The 21,120-nt window shown below is 41.3% G+C and carries 17 protein-coding genes and 1 pseudogene; 3 read left to right on the top strand and 15 right to left on the bottom strand.

The genetic code is table 11. The annotated features are described in order from the left end of the window. Positions 1-615 precede the first annotated feature (615 nt). The 3 genes from PROCOU_RS10175 to PROCOU_RS10165 all read right to left on the bottom strand — a co-directional run bounded on the left by PROCOU_RS10175 (position 616) and on the right by PROCOU_RS10165 (position 6,905). On the bottom strand, positions 616-2,265 hold the full coding sequence (locus PROCOU_RS10175; protein ID WP_036072145.1) for a sugar phosphorylase: 1,650 nt from the start codon (positions 2,263-2,265) through the stop codon (positions 616-618). Continuing rightward, complete coding sequence (locus PROCOU_RS10170) at positions 2,258-4,834, bottom strand: glycoside hydrolase family 38 N-terminal domain-containing protein (protein WP_036072143.1); 2,577 nt, start codon at positions 4,832-4,834, stop codon at positions 2,258-2,260. Before PROCOU_RS10170 ends, PROCOU_RS10175 begins: the two co-directional genes overlap by 8 nt. A 67-nt stretch (positions 4,835-4,901) precedes the next feature. Beyond that, a complete protein-coding gene (locus tag PROCOU_RS10165) occupies positions 4,902-6,905 on the bottom strand; it encodes a fructose-specific PTS transporter subunit EIIC (protein ID WP_036072141.1) in 2,004 nt (667 codons plus the stop codon). 181 nt (positions 6,906-7,086) lie between these two features. Here PROCOU_RS10165 and PROCOU_RS10160 point away from each other — a divergent pair, with 181 nt between their 5' ends. From PROCOU_RS10160 to PROCOU_RS10145, 3 genes and pseudogenes are all read left to right on the top strand, one after another. Beyond that, positions 7,087-7,836 carry a MurR/RpiR family transcriptional regulator gene (locus tag PROCOU_RS10160; protein ID WP_036072140.1) on the top strand — a complete coding sequence of 250 codons (750 nt, stop codon included), beginning with the start codon at positions 7,087-7,089 and terminating at the stop codon, positions 7,834-7,836. A gap of 1,322 nt (positions 7,837-9,158) precedes the next feature. Then, positions 9,159-10,022 carry a sensor histidine kinase gene (locus PROCOU_RS10150; RefSeq protein WP_159101212.1) on the top strand — a complete coding sequence of 288 codons (864 nt, stop codon included), beginning with the start codon at positions 9,159-9,161 and terminating at the stop codon, positions 10,020-10,022. 313 nt (positions 10,023-10,335) lie between these two features. Beyond that, positions 10,336-11,230 (top strand): annotated as a pseudogene (locus tag PROCOU_RS10145) (tyrosine-protein phosphatase). A gap of 128 nt (positions 11,231-11,358) precedes the next feature. Here PROCOU_RS10145 and PROCOU_RS10140 read toward each other — a convergent pair. The 12 genes from PROCOU_RS10140 to PROCOU_RS17780 all read right to left on the bottom strand — a co-directional run. Further along, positions 11,359-11,547, bottom strand: a complete 189-nt coding sequence (locus tag PROCOU_RS10140; protein ID WP_244266287.1) for a hypothetical protein — start codon at positions 11,545-11,547, stop codon at positions 11,359-11,361. A 49-nt stretch (positions 11,548-11,596) separates the two neighbouring features. Further along, positions 11,597-12,412, bottom strand: coding sequence for a Cof-type HAD-IIB family hydrolase (locus tag PROCOU_RS10135; RefSeq protein ID WP_036072134.1), 816 nt, complete (start codon positions 12,410-12,412; stop codon positions 11,597-11,599). A 6-nt stretch (positions 12,413-12,418) separates the two neighbouring features. After that, entirely contained in the window at positions 12,419-14,473 is a 2,055-nt protein-coding gene (locus PROCOU_RS10130) for a BglG family transcription antiterminator (RefSeq protein WP_036072132.1), read from the bottom strand. Between the two features lie 54 nt (positions 14,474-14,527). Then, positions 14,528-15,247, bottom strand: coding sequence for an L-ribulose-5-phosphate 4-epimerase (locus PROCOU_RS10125; protein WP_279586601.1), 720 nt, complete (start codon positions 15,245-15,247; stop codon positions 14,528-14,530). Continuing rightward, complete coding sequence (locus PROCOU_RS19340; protein WP_279625183.1) at positions 15,231-15,740, bottom strand: L-ribulose-5-phosphate 3-epimerase; 510 nt, start codon at positions 15,738-15,740, stop codon at positions 15,231-15,233. The genes PROCOU_RS10125 and PROCOU_RS19340 overlap by 17 nt, the downstream gene beginning before the upstream one ends. Beyond that, positions 15,631-16,098, bottom strand: coding sequence for an L-ribulose-5-phosphate 3-epimerase (locus PROCOU_RS19335; protein WP_279625182.1), 468 nt, complete (start codon positions 16,096-16,098; stop codon positions 15,631-15,633). The genes PROCOU_RS19340 and PROCOU_RS19335 overlap by 110 nt, the downstream gene beginning before the upstream one ends. A 6-nt stretch (positions 16,099-16,104) precedes the next feature. Continuing rightward, positions 16,105-16,743 carry a 3-keto-L-gulonate-6-phosphate decarboxylase UlaD gene (locus PROCOU_RS10115; protein ID WP_036072130.1) on the bottom strand — a complete coding sequence of 213 codons (639 nt, stop codon included), beginning with the start codon at positions 16,741-16,743 and terminating at the stop codon, positions 16,105-16,107. After that, positions 16,744-17,229 (bottom strand): PTS sugar transporter subunit IIA, encoded by a 486-nt coding sequence (locus tag PROCOU_RS10110; RefSeq protein ID WP_036072128.1) that lies wholly within the window; start codon positions 17,227-17,229, stop codon positions 16,744-16,746. It lies immediately after the preceding gene. A 2-nt stretch (positions 17,230-17,231) separates the two neighbouring features. Next, a complete protein-coding gene (locus PROCOU_RS10105; protein WP_036072147.1) occupies positions 17,232-17,522 on the bottom strand; it encodes a PTS sugar transporter subunit IIB in 291 nt (96 codons plus the stop codon). 24 nt (positions 17,523-17,546) lie between these two features. Beyond that, entirely contained in the window at positions 17,547-18,971 is a 1,425-nt protein-coding gene (locus tag PROCOU_RS10100; protein WP_036072126.1) for a PTS ascorbate transporter subunit IIC, read from the bottom strand. A gap of 41 nt (positions 18,972-19,012) precedes the next feature. Further along, complete coding sequence (gene ulaG, locus PROCOU_RS10095; protein ID WP_036072124.1) at positions 19,013-20,077, bottom strand: L-ascorbate 6-phosphate lactonase; 1,065 nt, start codon at positions 20,075-20,077, stop codon at positions 19,013-19,015. Positions 20,078-20,796: 719 nt separating this feature from the next. Beyond that, on the bottom strand, positions 20,797-21,120 hold a 324-nt coding region (locus PROCOU_RS17780; protein WP_036072122.1), incomplete at its 5' end, for a hypothetical protein.

Below are 21,120 nucleotides of genomic sequence, written 5' to 3'. Positions count from 1 at the left end.
TCTTTTTTTTCTTGCATTTCTAAATAGAATGCTATTCTATCCCGCTACAGCATGCATCCATGACTCCAACCTAGCATCTCCACCTTTCTTTATCTCTTATTTAGTATACGAATATATGTTCGTGTTGTAAATAGCAAAAGTCTCCCAAATTGAAAAAATAGGTAACGGGATTGGCGCAAAATGACTCTTTTTGCGCTACCTATAAAAATCGTAGGCTCACACCATCTACTCTACCATAAAAAATAGGCCAAAAACGATTTGTGTCTTAAACGGTTGATTTTTGAGCCTGAACGCTCTTTTTATTCCTGAAAATGGGTTTTTTAGCCTTATAATCAGGTTGAGCCTTCTTATTTACTGGCTTCTCGTTCATTTATTAGTTTTCCCCTATTAGCTTTTCAATTACTAAATGCCAAGTTGATCTCTAATCAATACTTTTATACTAACCTTTTTTACTTGTAGAATCGTTGTTATGTTATTTATACCTATCAAAATGTCGATCCTATTGCCTTGATGAAATAGAGCTATAAACACAAAAAGAGCTTGTTCATGATGCTAATTTCAACACACATAAACAAGCTCGACAAACAATTTTCAGACATCCACTAAAATTAGCGGTTATTTCAGCCAAGCATACCCATACGCTGGCAACTCATAACTCCCGTTGACCAGCTCACCAGTCAACAAGTTCTTAACACCTGTCGTCTCAATCGTTACCGCCTTATTGCTAACATTCGTATAACAGTAAACATCGCCTCGTTTCAATGCAAAAACATTCGTAGCGCTCGAAATCACTTCTTGTTGTTGATATGGGTTAAACGCAACTTCGCTCTTACGAATTTCCGCCAATTTCTTCAATCCTGTAAAAATAGCTTGGCGATATGGATTGCTTTCTAATTCACGTTGCAGTGTCGCTAAATTCAGTTTTTCGCGGTTGATTCGTCTCGGAATTCCTGACGTTTCAGCGGCTTCTTTATCATTACGTGAGCCGAATAGAGAATGGTAATAAACTGCTGGAACGCCGATGACAGAAAACAGAATATGATGAGCGGCGAGCATTTTTTGTACTGCTAAATCGTCGGATTCGCCGGCGTTTCGCAGTGCGTCGCTGTAATTGATGTTTAATTCGTAGATGGATTTACTACCGTCTGGATTGTTTTTATAGGAAATCTGACCGCCGTTTTGGACTACTTTTTCCGCTAGCTTTTCACGATCAGTATCGGTTAGAATCCCCTCTGTTGGGCGCATGCCAATACCATCATGGGAAGCTAGGAAATTGAAATAGGTTGCGGTCTTACTTATCGGTGTAATTGTTTTGGCCCAGTTAGTAAGGTGAGTCGCATCATGTGTTGTGAAAGCGTGTAACGTGAGTGGGGGCAACGGGAATTGATAGACTTGATGGGCTTCATTGTTGCCATTGCCAAAATAGCTGATATTTTCTTGATGTGGTACATTCGTTTCAGTGATAATCTGTGTATTTGGCGCGAAATAGTCTGTTAGTAAGCGCCAAATTTGAATCACGGCGTGTGTTTGCGGCAAGTGAATGCAAGTCGTGCCGGATTCTTTCCAGAGAAATCCGATGGCGTCTAGTCGAATCGATGTGGCTCCGCGCGTGATGTAAGTTAGTAGCGTTTCCGTTAGACGGATAAACATTTCTGGGTCTTGGATATTTACATCAACTTGGTCTTTGCTGAATGTGGACCAGACTTGCTTTTCTGATATACCGTACGTGTGGAAAAGCGGGCTCGTTCTTGGACGGACAACATTGCTAGCATCAAAATCGGACTCTTTTTCCACGAAGGCCTCCTTAAATCCCGGTTTTCCTTGGAGAAATTGCTGAAACCAGTCGCTAGATTCGGACATATGGTTCGCAACGAAATCATACATAAGACGGTAATTCGTCGCCAAATTATCAATATCCGACCAGTCACCGAGTTCCGGATTGATTTGCAAGTAATCAGTCACGGAAAAGCCATCGTCGGATGTGTAAGGAAACATTGGAAGTAAATGAACGTCCGTGATGATGTCGGAAACAGTCTCGTCAAGCATGGTGCGCAAGGCTTGTAGTGGTTTTTGATTCGCCGACTGGATACTGTCGCCGTATGTGATGAGGTAGATGTTTTTCTCATTAAGCGGCTCAATTGGTGGTATAACTTGCTGCGTGTCAATTAGTTTCGCTAGACGATCGGCGATATCACTGCGCTTTGGCTCATCAAAAAGGCTCGTTAGATGATTGTCTATTTGCTTCGTTAAATCTAATCTATTCATTGTTAAGCTCCTTATATTTTAGAGTGAGATGGCTTTGCGGCGAGATTGTTGCTGCTTCTACAGTTGGTAGCTCCGCCATATTGACGACAGTTCCCGATGCAATCTCGATTGGTTCATCTGTCGGATTAAAAACGCGTAAAATAATACCATCACCGTCTTCTGCTTGTTTTAATGTGCTGAAAAAGGCATCGTTACTCATTGTTAATAGGCTCGCAGACATTGGTAAATCACACATTTCTGCTGGTTGTGGTAACTCAAAACGTTCCACTCGCTCTTCAAAACTGTTCAGCGTTTGAAGATGGTAGCTGAGTTGATGGTCTCGAACGCGTTCGGTGGCATGAAACCAATCGGCCGTTGTAAATCTAGTGGTAAAGCGATAATGGTAGCTGAATTCTAGATCGCCAAGCATTTGTGCATCCGGCGTTTCTACGACTTTGTTGTTAATCCCAGAGGCGCGGCCAGGACGCCAAGCGATATTATCTTTGCCAAGCAATCCAACACTTCGGAAAAGCGTAAGCGCTAGATAATTCGTGGTCGCTTCATATTCTTTCAAGCCTTGTGTCAGAACACCAATCGCGCCTTTACTACTGAGACTTACAGCAAAATTTTCAAGTGGATAAATCGGAACTGGTGCCTCCGCAAAACGATTTTCGCGCCACTTCGTAAAATGTGGATTCGTATTCGTACGCTTAATCGCAGTGAATGCTTGATCGGCGTAATTTGCCTCACTACCAGGCGCTTCAAATCGCACACGAATGCGATGGTTTTTCGTTTTATTCGTGAGACTGTGCTTAATGCCTAGCGTATCTTCGCCCTTTTTAAGCGTCAAAGTCGTCTCGATTTCTGTGCCTTCCCCGCGTGCTAGCGTATGGCGAATCGTCATGGTAGAAACAAGATCCGAACAAAGCACTTGTACACATGTCGCTTCATCAGCAAGTTCCGTAACATCGCCTGCCAACGGAGAAAAATCGTATGAATCCCCGTCATCAGCAACATCTTCAAAGACCAAAAAATTTTCCAATTGCTCACCGAATTTTGTCGTCAATTGTAATCTTCCAGCTACAATTTCGATGGTATAATAGTCATTCGTAATTTTCGCTCCGTCCACTGGTGCTACTAGATTCACCGGACCCTGGACAATCTGTAGAACTTGATAGCTAAGTGGCTCCATCGCAATTTCGGCGCTAATAACGGTGCGATAATATCCCGGAATTTCGACCTCTTGCTCACCATCTGCTGTCACCACGACCTTTTTCCCGCCAGAAATATAAGCTTGTGATAGCACCGTTTGCGGCACGACAAATCCTGATATATCAGCTAAACAGACCGCTTTGTCTTTCGTAAAAATCACTGTTTCAACTTGTTTTGTCATCGCTTTGGGTAACAAATGAAACACAAGAACAGCACCTTGCTCAAATTCCGCCCCGATTCCGCGTGCCATTTGTTTTTTCAAAACGTTGATAAGGCTATCACAAATGCGTTCAGCCTGCTCCAAACGATGTATTATTGCACGGTTCGTCTCATCCGAATTACAACCACCGATTGAATCATGCGCGTGCACATCAAATAACAATTTAAAAATCTTATCCAGCCAGCGTTTCGGGTATGCTGCGCCGTATTTATGCGCCATCACCGCCAATGGTTCCAATTGATGATACACTTTATCCTCGATGCGGCTATTCGCAAGCTTGATGTCAACACGCTGCGACCGAATCGTATTATGAATGCGCGATTTTTGTGATGCCAAAAGTTCCCCTTCAATCACTGTCTCAAATTCCGAATCACCCCAAGTCTTCTCCATAAATGTTTCATAATCTGATAACACAAACTCGTAATCCGATTGTTGCGCGTTCAACGCCTCGATTGTCTCTGGGAAATGCTCGCGTACTAGCACTTGATCTCCGCCTGCTGGAAGCAATAGCTGCGATGTCGATCGATTCATCTCCCGCAACGTATCCAAAATCGGCGTCAGCGTCCCCGACACATATCCCGCATCCGTCGCCAAAAACTTCCCAGGTCCATATCCAAAATACATATAATTCGTCTTCGCCGTCAATCCATCTGGAGCACGCCAATGAAAATTCAAATCTGTCGCCACATCTTCTGTATATAACCCACGTTGCAAAATCGCGTATTCCATCCCAAAAGAGTTAAAAATAGATGGTAAATAAGCATTTTGACCAAAAATATCAGGCAAATAACCGATTTTCATACTATGTCCCATTGCTTGCGCCGCGCGTGATCCGTACAACAAATTGCGAATCAGCGACTCTTTATGCACGAGTAATGTATCCGTCTGCGTATACCAAGGCCCAACAAAAAGCCGTTTTTGCTTGATAAGCTGCTCCAATTTCACCTTTTTCTCCGGCAAAATAGCGAGAAAATCCTCAATCACCGACATTTGCGCGTCAAATACGAACGATTTATAGGCCTCATCTCGCTCTAAAACATCGATCAAATGGCGTAAATTCTCAACGAGCATCACGTTCGAATCTTCTATTGTAAAATACCATTCACGATCCCAATGCGCATGTGGCACCACGTGAACTGTTTTTTGTTCTTTCGTCATTTTAAAAACCTCACATCTCTATAAAGAAGGATAGGGACTCCTAGTTTCTGAGCCCCATCCAATTTATTTAATAATCAACTTTTTCGCCATTGCGTTCTTTGCGTTTAATAAGTGCGTAACGAATGAAAATATTACCGAATGCAATGATTGCGACACCAACTAGCATGCCGACAAGATAAGCTGGTAAATTTTCAACGAGCGGCCAACCCCAGATTGCTGGAAGTGGTAGCCATTGCACCGCGCCAAGTGCCACACCTGTACATGCACCAGCAATTGCACCGATAAGGTTTAGTGGAATCGTGATGAACGGGTTGCGGAGCATGAACGGAATCGCGCCTTCTGAAATCGCTAGAAATCCTAGTAGGAAAGAAGTATTTCCGAGTAAGCGCAAATCTTGTGAAAAGACACGACGACCAACGATGAAGCGGTCAATAATAGTCGCCAAACCGATGCCTAGTGGCGGAATCACAATTGCTAATACACGCGGTGTTAACGGGAAAATGTGATCTGCTGACAAGCCAATCGCAATCGCACCAGCTGCTTTATTCACAGGACCACCTAGGTCAAACGCAGTAGCCGCAGCAATTACTGCCGACAAACTAAGCGTTCCTGACGTACTCATACTTGCAATCGTATCCGCAATCCATTTGTTTAGATGTCCAAAGACCGGATCAACAACGTATAAATTCAGAACGAAAATAACTAAAACACTGATTCCTGGAACGATTAACATCGGTTTCATCGCCGCCAGATTTTTTGATAATTTGACGCGTTGATTCAGGAATTTTGCAACGTAACCAGCTGTTAAACCTAGGATAAGCGCACCTAGGAACCCACTCGGAATTCCACCTTCAATGCCCCAAAACGTATAATGCAAACCACCTGCAAATAACCCGCCTGCAAAACCTGCGATAAGTCCGACACGGTCAGCGATAGCATATGCCACAAACATCGCGAACACTGGATAAATGAACTTGAACAGCATGCTGCCAAAACCGTCAAGGTAATGCAGAAACTCTTGCAAACCGCCAACGCTATTATACATTGGGTCACCAATCATGCCAATATCAAGACCGAGCGCATAAACCCATGTCAGTTTCGCGATACCGAGCATCAAACCTGCGGCAACAATGAGTGGAATCATATAGGAAATCCCAGTCATGATGGCAGCAGTCATATCCGCGCCGACTTTTTTCCAACCAGTTTTCTGCGTTTTACTCGTAACTGTATCTTCTGATTCGGCGCTTGCCGTGACTTGACCATCAGGATCTGTTAGTGTACGAATCAAGATTTCCTTCGCATGGCGCAACGGATCCGCGACTTTGACTTCGACATAATTTTTGCCGACAAATCTCTCTTTTTCCTTCACTTTGGTATCAACGGCGAACAGGATTCCGTCTGCTTTTGCGATTGCACCTGCGTCATGTGTATCCTCCATCCCGTTTGCGCCTTGTTTTTCAACACGAACAGCAATTCCGAGCTCTTTACCAGCCTGCTCCAAAGCTTCTGCCGCCATGTATGTGTGAGCAATGCCTGTCGCACAGGCCGTTATCGCGAGCACCGATTTCCCAGCATATTCCGAGTCACCAACTACCGTTTGCGTCACAGTAACATCATCAAGCGCCTCGAAAAGTGCCTCTTTACTAGTCGCCGCCAGCAATCCATCTAAATAAGACGCGTTCATCAAGCGTCCGCTAAGTTCTGCTAATAGTTTCAAATGTGTCGTGCCAGCTTCTTCATCTGGAATCGCTAACAAAAATACTAATGACACTTGATTCGTTGGATCAACCGACTCCCAAGCGTGTGGTGCTAAAGGCTCTTTGAGTTTTGCAACGGTAAAAACGCCCTTTTTTACAGCACTTGATTTACCGTGCGGGATTGCCAAACCGCGCTCCATCCCAGTTGCCGAGTGCCCTTCACGCTCGAAAACGGCTTTTTCGAATGCAGCTTTATCTGATATATAGCCTTCCTTCTCTAAATTATCTACTAAAAACGAGATTACTGCTTCCTTTGACGTAGCTTCGATGTCATAGAAAACTAAACTTTGTGTCGTCATCTCTTTTAAATTCATCGTCAATCCTCTTTTCTTATTTCGTGAATTCGCTTACAGATCACCTTTCGAAAGTGTAATTGAAGTATAGCATAGCGCCGAAAGCCTTTTCATACAGATTCCGTATATTTGTACGGTATCTGCTTTTATTCTCAATCGAATCGTGATAAAGTAGGACTGGAAGAGCTGGGAGGTTTTTTGGATGGGGAAAGTAGCAGAGCGTTTTGTCGAGGATATTACAAGCTTGAGCGACTCGGAGAAATATGTTTTTTATTACATTGATAATCATATGGAGCAGGTGAAAAATATGACACTGACAAGCCTTGCCGAGATACTCAGTACATCCAACACAACGATTATTCGAATGTGCCACAAGCTTGGATTGCAAGGCTTCTCAGAACTCAAGTTTATTTTGGCTAGTTTTAGCAACAAAAAAAAGACCCGCACAAATGGGAGCCTTAAAGAAGATTATTTGGTTCAGCTGACGCAAACAATTAATGCTATCAATCTACAAAAAATGGATTATATCGCCACGAAAATTCTGAACGCTAATACCGTTATTGTGGTCTCTGTTGGTTTGACAAAAATGATTGGTGAGTATATAGGGAAACGGCTCATTCAAGTGCAGAAACCAACAATGTACGCGTATGAATCGCATATTATTGACCTTTTGCCAAGTTTCATTAAACCAAATGATGTTATTCTATTCGTTTCGATGAGCGGTGATACGAAAACACTCGTTCAAGCCGCGCAAAAATTGGAGTACAGCGGTTGTTTCATGTTCGCGATTACGAATCATGGGGATAGTGCTCTCTCGCAACTGATGGACACGAATCTGAGTAGTGATATCCCAACAATTTCGTATGCTGGGTATGATATTACATCACGTTCTGGCCTAATGATTCAAGCCGATATTTTGTTAGAAGTATACTTGAAAAAGATACTAAGTTGAGTAGGATTTGGGGTACGCCTTAAATAGATATAAATATTAATTACAGTAAATCCTATTAATTTTATTTGTATACGCATTCTTATACAATTCTACCAAACTCACCTTTCCAACGCTCCCAGCCACTGATTTCTTTTAATGTCACAATAGGCAGAATACACTAAGGCGAACATTTTTTTGAAATTATTTTCTTTTTATTTGACAATCAACTTAATTGTTTTCTTACTTTTTTTCACCTAGACTAAAGGTAAGGAGGTGTTTTCATGCATATTTATATTATTGAAGATAATCTTAAATTTCGCGCAGACCTTGTGGCACTTATAAAAAACATTTACAATCCCTTTTTATTCGGTGACTAGGAGATTAAGACTATCACAAATATTTTTTCTGTGGATACTTTAGATATTCAAAATGATTCTATCTTCTTTTTAGATATTGATTTAAAGAGCTAAATAAATCGAAAACATTCAATAGCATGTAGCTGAAAGAAGATATATTCTCTGCATTGACTGATATACAATCAGAAATTAATTGAAACAGAAAAAGCAGTAATCAAATAATATTCACAAATCAAAAAAAAAGCTATTTCTTACCGCTTAGACGATATTTTGTATCTCTCAATCGTTACAGAAATGAAAAATACACTTCTTGTTACTACATTGTATGGACAATCTTATATCAACGCTAAAATCAACAAAATGAAAGAGAAATTTGATATAGAGGGGTTTTATATATGATTAAAATCGTATATTATCAATATGAGAAAATGATTAAATCCATTAATCAAAGTATTGGTTTGTCTATTTCAATAATGATCACACACCAGAATTTAACATTCCTAGTACTCGGAAATTGCTTTCACAATTCAAAAAAATAGGAGATGAGTACCGGGATGCCCTATTTTGATGTCACCTTCCTACTAACAATCAATTACACCATCACTCTTTTATTTTTTGGTCGCTATTACTTTTTTTTCAAAAAGCCAAATTGTGTACTCAATCATGCTCTTAATTGCTAACCTAAGCATCGCTTTGTTTACTGACCAACCATTGTTTTTTATCCTCTTTCTACTTTTCTTTTTAATCCAATGGCTGATGAGCTCCCATTTTTTAAAAAATATGACTTTGCCTATTCTATACTTGTTAATACAATACAGTGTATCTACTCTATCATGGTACGTCACATTCGATTTACCCAATCTATTAACAGAAAAATCGAATTTGTTATTCTTTTCACATATAAATATTTTTATTTTGCTGTTTGTTCAAAGTATCTTCGTTTTTTGTTTATCTAGAGTGATTAGAGCGTTATTTGAAAAATACAGCGTGTGGGATAAAATTTCGCTCACTAAGACGCCATTAAAAAGCGTAGGTCCCTTTGCTTTTATCCTTCTTATGGTATTAACTATCCTTCATGTCTCGATTAGCAATAGCAAAAATCAACAGCTTATAATATGGATTATCTTTATTATACTAAGCATAACTACACTTTTTTTTACTATCATCTTTCTTGTTGCTAAGTTTAAAAATTTATATTTAGAAAATATTTCATTACGCAAACAAATGGAGGCTGAACAAAACCTTTATGAGTTCTCGAGGGAATTTCAACATGATCTCAAAGCCGTTTTAATTAGCTTGGAGGGATTTATTCGCGAACATCGCTCTACAGAAGCGCTAAATTATCTCCAAAGTATAGAACATGAGAATAATCAAAACACAAAATATCAATTTACAAATCAAATTAGTTATATTATGAATTTCCCAGTGCAAGCATTTCTCCATCAATTTTTTTCGGAATGTACTAAAAAAAACATAAATTTCACTTTAATTGTAACAGCTGATTTAAAAAGCATCGGGATAGACACGCTAAGTTATGTTCGCTGCATTTCGATTATTTTAAATAATGCTGCCGAAGAAATCAGTGGAGATTTACAAAAAAAAATAAGTATCCACATTTACAGACAGCAAGATGAAAATATCCTACAAGTTAAAAATCCAGTACCTGCTGATTTTTCAATGAAAAATATGTTTAAGAAAGGCTACTCTACTAAAGTAAGCCATAAAGGAGTTGGTTTATCTACTCTTAAGAAGTTAGTAGATCGTTACCCCAATGCAACATTAACATATCATACTTCAAATTCTGATCTTATAGTGGAGCTTAAAATACGTGATAATAAAAAAACTAATTAACTCTTGTTGTTGCCTATCCAATAGGAAAAATGATGCATCAAAAATACCAAGAAAAAGCACAAGTCCATTTTGCTTCGGTTAGAATGTGACAAATCATAATTTCAGTTCCCATTGTCCAACAAATACGAGCTCAGCAGCAAAACGGTGTTAACCTGGCTCAAATTCGCTTGCATCAATAATATTTTCTTTGCGACATAATTGACGACAAACAATGTTTACAATTCTCCCTCCAATTTTTACACCCTCTTTACATAGCCTCAAAACAAATCAGCATTTCACTCGCTATAATAAAGCCTATGAGGAGGGGAAAAATTTGAATAAATTCATTACTTTTACTGGTGTTATCTTTGTTGGAAGTTCATTATTACTCGCAGGTTGTGGTTCGAATGATGTTAATTCATTCGCCGCCAAAGAAACCCAAACGCAAGTCAAACCTGGGGGACAAATTAAACTCGAGGGGGCTGTGAATATCCGTGACCTTGGCGGCTATAAAACAACAGATGGGAAAACAGTCAAGCCATACAAACTGATTCGCGCCGCTGAACTTGCCAATCTTTCCGAAAGTGATATCAAAAAGCTGACTTCTACATACGGTCTGGCTGAAATTATTGATTTCCGTACCAATTCCGAGGCAAAGGCAAAACCTGACCCTACTATCAAAAACGTATCTTACGTCCATGATTCGATTATGAAAGACAACGGCTCATCGACAAGCACCCAAGATATGATAGCTAGCTTCGCAAAAATGGATAATCCCGAACAATTCCTAATCAGTGCCAACAAAAGTTTCGTCACCGACCAGCAATCCCTCGATGGCTACAAACTATTTTTCCAACAACTGTTGGAAAATAAAAAGGGCTCTGTCCTATGGCATTGTACCGCCGGCAAAGATCGCACCGGTTTTGGAACCGCACTCGTTCTCGCTGCACTTGGTGTTGATCAAAAAACGATTATGAATGATTACCTACTGTCCAATAAATATCGCGAGACAGAAAACCAAAAAAATGCTCGATGCCCTTGCAAAACAAACCGATGATTTAAAAGTTATGGCTGGTATGAAAGCCGTTCTAGACGTCCGTCCATCTTATTTAAACGCGGCATTTGACGAAATAAACGCCAAGTACGGTAGCATAGAAGCATTCCTCAAAGAAGGGCTCGGCTTAACAAACCAAGATATCAAAGCGCTTAAGAAAATGTACCTACAATAACACAAAAAATGTGATTGGACTTCGCCAAATTTAGCGTGAATATCCAATCACATTTTTTCTATTATTCGATTTTTTCGCCATAAAATTTTGCTTTTGCTTTACAAATTGGGAATCTTACCTTGTGTTTCTCATGCGAACATGACTCGCCACCACCAGACGACATCATTCCATAGGCTTTTTTTTAGTAGTGGAATCGCAATAACAATCCCAACCAGCGTCATCAATGCGATAAAACCAATAAAAATCAACCACGCTACAATGCCAATCGCAAAAATTTTCTTCACGGTGTGTCCTAGATCAAAGCGTTCTTCTTCCATTTTGAATCAGCTCCCTAGATAAAATTTCTTCCAATTTCAGCATAACATTTTACTTTTCAAAATCAAGTAAAAACTGCCCGAGTCCACCTGTATCATGATGACCTGCTACATAATCGGCAATTGCCAACGTCTCTGGAATACTATTCTCCATCGCCACACCCATGTTCGCAAGCTCAATCATGCCAATATCATTCTCGTTATCCCCGAATGCAATCGTTGTCTCCAAATCAAGCCAGCCAGCTTCATCCAGATACGCCAAGCCATGTGCCTTATCAATACCAACATTCATAATATCCACCAATGTCGCACCAGAAGACATCACAGAAAGTGGTAGTTCAGACAGCGCCTCGCGCACCACCGCACGCTTATCTGCTTCTTCCGAAATGACAAGTACCTTCAATGCAAACGCACCAGAACGAATGATTTCACCAACAACATCATCCGTCACCGTCAGCGGAACCTGCTCATTTTCCGGAAGCGTCTTATTCGCCTCAACAAATCCAGCAATTTTCCCAGTCACCGTCGGCCCAACAATCCGCTCCGTCGTATACACATGATAATCCACACCAAAATCACGAGCGACCTGAATCACCTGTGCCAGCAAATCATACGAAATATCACTTTTCATCAAAATCTCGTTCTTCACAAAATCACGAACAAGCGCGCCGTTACAAGAAATAACCGGCATCGTAATCCCCAGCTCATGAATAAACGGCATAATTGCCAAATCTAGCCGTCCTGTCGCCAATACCACTTTTTTACCTCGCTTTTGCCAATCGAGTAATACCTCTTTATTCAGTGGCTGAATCACCGCTCCCCCCTTCGCAAGTAGCGTTCCATCCATATCTGTTACAACTGTTTCCATTACTTATCATCCTTCCGTACTCTTTTGAAACGACTCAAAAAGTCCCATACCATTCTTTATATTAGCCAAAAAAGAGGAGTTCAACAGCGCGTCCAACTCAAAAAGAAGTGGTACATGTGTCATTCTCTCCTCTGTTGCAAGCAAAATAAATAATTGAACTGCCTCACCCTCTATGAAAAACGGTTCTTCCACGTAAAGCATACTGATACCCGATTGAAAGGAACCATTTCGATAATCTGTATGCAGCAACAACACACCACGAAATAGAAATAGTCGTTGATGCAGCTCGTAGACATCTTGCTCAATTCGGTGCATGTATTCCGCCTGAATCCATTTTCGATCAAGCATCGGCTTAGCGAGCGACTCTATCACATCAGAAAAAGTCGTTATTTTTTGGCACTCTAAAAATAATTCACCTTGATTGAAATCAGATAGTGTTACTAACTCAGAATGCGTAAAAACACGCTCTCTATCCGCATACAGTAACTCTATTTGGTCAACTAACGCCTCGTTTGAGACCTCATTACTACTCGAATTATAAAGCAGTTTACGCAACTTGTCACGTCTCTCCATTATTTTGTCCGGATTTTTCTTAATGTTAAACAAACGCTTCTTATCCTCCTCAGATAGTACAGCTCCAACATAAATTGTCTGACCCGTCATATGGATATAATGCATATCAGTCGTAATACAAAAGTCCATTTTTTGATTTAGAAAAGGAGCCATATCGGTTGTAAAAATCCCTTCGAGCAACATTTCCGGCAGTAATTGCTTCAATTGTGTCGCCAAAAGAGAATTTAATACATCTGCATAATCCGACACAATTATCATTTTATAAGGTGCTTTTTTGGACTGCTCTTTGACAATGGCCTCTTCAAAAAATAGCGCAATACCGGCAATTTCTTGCAGCGTTAAACTTTTGGAAAAATATTTCTGGAACAACCAATTACTTGAAAGCGTTCGAATCGTTTTTTCCGTCAACCGCAGTACTTTTTGATATTGCTTGGAAATTTCCCGCAGTACTGGTGAATGAATATTTATTTGGAAAATATGCCGATAATAAATTACTTTAATATGTGTTTGGATATTTTCGACAATACGATAGCGCAACTTGAAGTAAATCCCCGATATTTGCTCAAAAATTGTAATCATCGTTTCTGTTAGTTGCACTAATTCTTCAAACGGGGAGCTCTGATAATGCTCATCCACATTTTTGTCAACACAAAGAAGAAGCATACCGTAATAGAGTGCCTCTTCGTGTGGAATCACTTGTTCAAACATACTTTTTATTTGTCCTAGCATCGATTCAGCCGCTTTATATTCTAGGCGTTCCATAATAATTATCCGCTCTGAAAACAGCCACACTGGGTGCTCTCCTGCATCGCTTCGCTTCATAAATAACAGCATTGTTTGAGCTAGTTTTTTCAAATCATTTTCAGAAATTTGCTTATTCAAAATCTGCTCCGTCTCGCGTAATTCGTTCTCTAGAAAGGTCAATTGGGAATAATCTAGCTCTAACATTTGAGCTAAAAAGCGAAAAGTTTGATCCTGTCCACTATCACCCATCCTCTGCATAGACTGATATATCCGCGTCCGTCGCTCTCGTTCTGCGACATCAATGAAGTAGCCACGAACCTTATTCGAGCGAATTTCTTGAGTCTTTTTTAACGAAGCAATATCTTTTAAAATGGTATTTCGGGATACATCTAAAATGCTCATCAAATCATTTACAAACCATTTTTTCGTTTCGAGCAGAATCAACAATTCTAAAATTTGACGTCGCTCACTGGTTTTCAAGCTATATTGATGTGCTCTGCTTTCATTAAGCCATACCTTTACTTGATTGGCCTGCTCAGAAATAATAAGTAGTCCACTACCTGATTTACGTTGAACAGGTGGTAAATTAACTTGCCTAAACATGCTATCCAGCTTTTCAATATAATAATAAATCATGCGCCGTGAAAGCCCTGTCGCATTCGCCACTGCCGTAATACTTGCAATCTCTAACCTTTCACTGAAAATTTTAAGGAACAAGCTGTAATTTGTGTCTAAATGGAACATTCTGATCGCCTACCTTTGTGAAGTGTATTTTCTAACACTATCATATCATAGCGGCTACTTTTGACCGTAATACGCATTTTCTCCATGCTTTCGATAATAATGCTTATTCAAAAGAAAACTTGGTATCGAACTCAAATTATGTGCCAACTGCTCTGACACAAAAGCCATATCCGCCACCTCATCCAAGATTAAACTATGTTCCACTGCTTGTTTGGCCGTTTTCCCCCATGTAAAAGGCCCATGGCTACTTACAATCACACCAGGAGTGGCCTCTGGATCAAGCCTACGCTCTGTAAACGTTGAAACAATGACATTTCCTGTTTCGCGCTCATAATCCGCTGAAACTTCGCTATCCGTTAGCTCTCGTGTACAAGGGACTCGCCCATAAAAGGTATCCGCATGTGTTGTTCCATAGGCAGGAATATCCCGCTTCGCTTGCGCCCAAGCCACAGCCCATTTCGAATGGGTATGTACTACAGCTCCAATATTCGGGAAGGCTTGGTATAAAGTCGTGTGTGTCAGCAAATCTGAAGAAGGTGTCAGACCATTCGTTTCAATAGGTATGCCCGCTAGATTCGCCACTACCATATCCTCCACCTTCATTTTATCGTAGGCAACTCCACTTGGCTTAATGACAATAACACCCAGTAACCGATCAATCACACTGACATTTCCCCACGTCAATTTTACAAGCCCTGCTTCTGGCAACGCCATATTAGCTTCAAAAACCTCCTTCTTTAGCTCCACCAACCGCTTATTATCCAACGATATCATAACCTGCCTCCTTCATTTTCGGTCTTAAGAAGTCCACGGCATCTTGAATTTCCTGATGTGGATTCTCTGCTGTCTCACTCCACATCTCAATCAAAAAGCCCCCCGCATAGCCATTCCTTTTTAACGTTCGTAAACATCCAACAAAATCGACACACCCCATGCCAAAAGGGACATTTTTAAATTTCCCAGGAAAATTTGCACTAACAGCTACAGTATCCTTCAAATGAACAGCTACAGTATGTGCGATCCCCAGCTCCAACTCTTGACCAACATTATTCTCCGGCCAAGCAGAAAGATTCCCGATATCCGGATATAGCTGTAACCATGGCGAATCGATCTGCGCTCTGATTTCCAAATACTTTGAAATCGAAGACATGAAAGAATCATCCATAATCTCTATTGCAAGCATCACTTGTTTCTCTGCAGCCCACGAACACGCCTGTCGCAAATTTTCGATAAAAAAAATGGCGGGTCTGGACGTCTTTTTCTTCATAATAAACATCGTACCCGGCCAATTGAATGAGACGTACACCTATATCTCTCGCCAAATCAATCGCTTTTCGCATTAACGACATTCCCTTTGCTTGAACTAGCAAATCAGGAGATCCCAGCGGAAAGCGTCGGTGCCCGCTCAGACAAATCGAAGGAATTCGAATACCTGTCTCATGCATGGCACACTGAATGTCCCATCGCTCCTCAGCCGTCCAATCAAGACGCGTTAGCCTTACATCCGTCTCATCAATCGACATCTCCACAAAATCAAAGCCAAGTTCCCTCGCCATCTTCAACCGACTTCTCCAATCTAAATCACCTGGTAAAGCTTTTTCATATATACCAAGAGGTGTTCCCATATACTATTACCCCCAAATCCGCTTTATTTCAGCCTTAAATTCACGGGCTGCCTGCCTCGGATTCGCCACATCACGAATCCCACGCCCCGCGATAAACGCATAGACATCAATTCCTGCAAATAAGCGTAGTGTTTCCATTTCTAACCCACCAGTTACTGACACTTTAAAGCCCATTGCAACCAATTGGCGAATCTTATTTAAATCCACCTCTGACCACGTTTCGCCCGCAAACAAGGCATCTCGACTCTGATGATATACGACTTGCACCAAACCGGCTTCCATCCAAGTCTCTGCCTCTGCAAATGTCCAATCACCATATAATTCCACTTGTAAATCTTGCACTTCTTTCAGCGCCGCCTTCATCGTTGGAATAGTGGCACAGCAAATCACCGTCATCCAATTGGCACCAGCAAGTGCACAATTTTTGGCAACCGTTCCACCAGCATCGGCACATTTCGTATCAGCTAAAATGATTTTGTCAGGATAAAGCGCGCGAAGACAGCGTACAGCTTCCATCCCTTCTGCAAGGCATAAAATAGTACCAGCCTCAATCACATCTACCTCATCACCAACTTGTGTAATAGAATACAACGCCTCACTCAACACATCATTATCTAATGCAATTTGTAATTTTGGCAATCCCATCTATATGTCCCCTTTCCCAGTCACGTATTGGCTAATGTCCGCTTCATCAATTAATGCCAACACCTGCGACACCTCTGTCATCCTTACTAATCGCCCAATCACATCAGGCATTTCAAACATCGCAACAATTTGTGGTATAGCAACACCTGTATGAACCTCTACAGATGTCGCGGCAAGCGTAATTAACACCGAAACCTCTTTGCCATCAGCAAATGCCACCGGTTCAGCCAACGTTACTAGGCTAAACGCATCCCGATTCACACCATCATTCGGCCTAGCATGTGGCATCGCCATCCCAGGCATTAGTACATAGTACGGCCCATAATGCTCCGTTGAATCAATAATTGCCTGCGCATATCTCTCCTCAACCGCACCACTCACGACAAGCGGAGCAACCGCAATACATACAGCCTCCTGCCAATTACCCGCAATTTTTCCAAGTAAGATCGAATCATTATCAATCAACGCTTGCTTTAAAGATACCATCTTCACCCCACCTCACTAACTAGGCTACCGAGTTTCTCCTTAATCTCCACATCATCCATCAGATTATCCAAACCGACTAATTCGCCCTTCGTTCGTCCATCCAACTCATGAATCAAATGTTTAGATGCCACAACAATATCATATCCACCAGCTTGCGATTTAGCCTCTCCAACGCTACAATAATCTACCTTAAAAGTAGTAACACCAATCTCCTTCAATGCCTTTTCAATTTTCATTTTAATAACCATACTAGAACCCATTCCATTACCACACGCCGCTAAAATCTTTAGCATTTCCATCATCCCTTTCGCTCATTTTTATTCCAATCCTTCATCATAGGCACTTCGATCTTTGGCTCGTAAATACTGCAACCATGGTATAGCAAGTAAGAACACTACAACCAACAAGAATCCAAAACGTCCCATCCAGTCCATTGCTACACCAACCCACGGCCAGAACAACTCAAAATCAATGTTTCCATGCCATCCGCCAAACTTATAAAGCCCAAAGAATACTACAGCAAATGCACTAATCACCACCTGTAAAATCCCAGAGACAAACGAACAAATCATCGCCGCTCTTGTCCCACCACGTTTATTGGCATAAATAGCAATCGTTGCATTATCAAAAAATACTGGCACAAATCCCGTAATAATCAAAATCGGTGACTGGAACACAATCAATCCAATAATTGTGATAAACTGTCCTAATGCCCCGAAAATAAAGCCAAATAAAATCGCATTTGGCGGTGCAAAATTATATGTTGCAGCACAATCTACAGCAGGAAGCGACCCCGGTAAAATTCGATTCGAGATTCCCTGAAAAGAAGTCGTTAATTCTGCCACAAACATACGCACCCCTTGCATCAAAATCGCTAAGTACACTGCAAAATAAAGCGATTGCGATAAAATATACATCGGAAAAGACGTTGTTGGCGTGAACAGCGGGTTAATCTCGCGCAAATAATCCTCGCCTAGCACCGCCATAATAATACCGAAGAAAAACAACATCAACGTCCCTGTTGATACGATGTTATCGTGAAAAATCGACAACCATTTGGGCAACTTAATATTCTCCAAATTCTTCTTAGGGTTACCCAATCTGCCAGCAATCTTATCTGTCAACCAAATCGCAAACATCTGCTGATGCCCGACTGCAAAACCGGCATTCCCTGTTAAACGCTGCGTAGGTCCCACCGTCAGATTAGAGGCAACCGCCCAATAAAGCCCCACGAGCACTCCAACCATAATGGCACCGGTCATATTCCGATACTCCGGAAAAATAAAGAATACCATCCACGTCACCGTTGTCGCCTGTTGCACCATAATATGCCCTGTAATGAACAACGTCCGCAATTTCGTAAACCGGCGCAACAGCACCACTAAAATATTCAACACAAACCCAATTAATAGGGAAATCATCGTCCAAGAAGTCGTCAAACCAACCGATTCCAATGCCGCATTGACTGCATTTAAACCAAAATAGGGGTCGATAACCGCTGCATCAAGTCCAAAACGATCGGATAACCCCGCTAATATGGGGCGAAACGTGGTCACAAGACCAGCCGCTCCCACATTCAAAATCATGTACCCAACCGTTGCTTTTACAAATCCTGCAAAACACTCATATATCGGTTTTCGAAGTAGCGCATAGCCAATAAAAACAATAATTCCCACGAAAAATTCTGGTTTCTGTAAAATATTATTCGCAAACCATTCAAAACCATTCAGCAAAAAATTCAAGCCTATCCACTCCTATACTTCAGTTTTTTCAAGCTGCACATCTATAAAAACGAAGGAAACGGCATATCTGCATCTGTCGTGAATACATCATCAAAACCACGTGGATAATGATATTCGAGTTTATTTTTGTCCACTGGAAATGTAAATTTCCCACCAACCTGCCAAATAAACGGCTTAAACTGATAATTCAAACGCTCTTTTTTTGCCTCCCACAACATCGTTATTTCCTTCGGGTCTGCCTGAAAATTAGCCCAAATATCATAATGTACCGGAATCACAACTTCCGTATTAAGCGACTCCGCCATCCGCAATATATCAACGGAAGTCAGCTTATCTGTTATGCCCCGTGGATTTTCGCCATAAGCACCTAGTGCAACATCAATTTTGTGTGCATTACCATGCTTGGCGAACTGGTTTGAATAATGTGAATCCCCCGCATGATACAGCGACCCTCCTGAGGTATGAAACAAGTAATTCACTGCCACCTCATCCATATCTATTGGCATTTTACCCACCAGTGTCTCATCTGCCGGTACCGTCACAAGCGCTGTTCGATCAAACGCTTCCAAAACAACAATCTCAACGTCCTTCACCTTCACAACATCACCGGGACGTACTACAATACAACGATTCTCCGGTACACCCCATTCTGTCCAAATATCCACACATGCTTGTGGCCCAATGAATGGTACATCGTCCGGACAATTTTGTAGCACTGCTGCTGCTATGTTGATATCGATATGATCCGAATGAAAGTGAGTCACTACTAGTGCATCTAAATCATGAATAGCAAACGGATCAATCACAAACGGCGTCGTCCTTAAGTTCGGCTGTAACGCCTTGCAACCACTCATCCGTTGCATCTGGTGCCCATCCTTCATCAACCTATTCTGGCGCGTCTGCTTCCCAGTTCCACACCACAAATCTACCAATAAATTCGTATTCTCATGCGTCTTCAACCAAATCCCTGTGCACCCAAGCCACCACATCGAAAAAGTTCCCTGTTCAACTTGCGTCTCCGTAATCTCCTCATTCAACCAGGTCCCCCACTCAGGAAATGTATTCAGAACCCAGGAAGTTCTCGTAATTTCATTAACTTTCGCCATTATTCCAACCCCTCAATATTTTTTAGTAAGCGCTCTATTTCTGTTATATAACTATCTTACGAAAAATGAGCGTACAAAAATAGACCAGCCTATGCACAGCTAGAGCGTACAGAAGTGGTCTTGAGAAGTAGGCTTTCTATTTTATTAAGTATTAAAAAAACTAATAAACTTACATAGTTGCCTAATCAGAAAAATATTATTCCTACAGTGACTTTTTCAGAGTTCAGACTATCCCAATTTCAGCTTCCTATACTCAATCACGAAAGATTCAAAATGCTTAAGAGTTTATCCTGATCTTGTTTCTGTAAGACACGGCATCCCGTTTAACGCTCCTCTAAGACATCTCTAGGTATGCTGCCAATAACTTTCCTCTCCTGTAGCCACTGTATTTACCGCTGAAGATTCGGGCAGTATTGGATTTTGATTTGCAATCTCATACGTCTTCGCACAGCCCTATATACAGTTTCTGCTCGCCAGCTCGGGATTTTACCATCGGCTTCCTTCAGATCATACCTCACGATGAAGCCCCTTGCCTTGAGCTAAAAGTTCCTACTGCCAAGCTTGTAGTGGACTTTCACCGCCTAGTATTTACGCTTGCTGAGCACACCAAAAAGTAGGCAGGTCCACATTCATGGCCTTACCTACTCACTCTTAACATGTTAACTTGGATGTTTTTACAACACTTCTACGGTATTTCCTTTAGAAGTTGGAGCATCTTCTTATTTAGCGACCACCGTGACGGTTGTTCCCGTGTCTCCAGGAATTTGGATACCTAGATCCACCGTAACAGTATCTCCCGCTTTCAATTTACGTGATACACCTGTTTCATCTTTGAAGAAACGACTGTAAATTTTGAAGCGACCATTAGAAGCAATACCGCCCGCTGTCACAGCGTCGATATTTGCTTGTGGCGTTACTGTCCGTTGTGGCACGCCGTTAATCGATAGACGAATGACTTGTGTGCCCGTTGGTACTAAGCCACTCACGTAATCGGCTGCTTCATACACTGTATCCAAAACAGGCTTCGTCGCAGTACCCACTGT

Source organism: Listeria rocourtiae FSL F6-920 (genome assembly GCF_000525975.1).
Taxonomy (GTDB): Bacteria; Bacillota; Bacilli; order Lactobacillales; family Listeriaceae; genus Listeria_A; species Listeria_A rocourtiae.
This window is presented reverse-complemented; position numbering and strand designations above follow the sequence as displayed.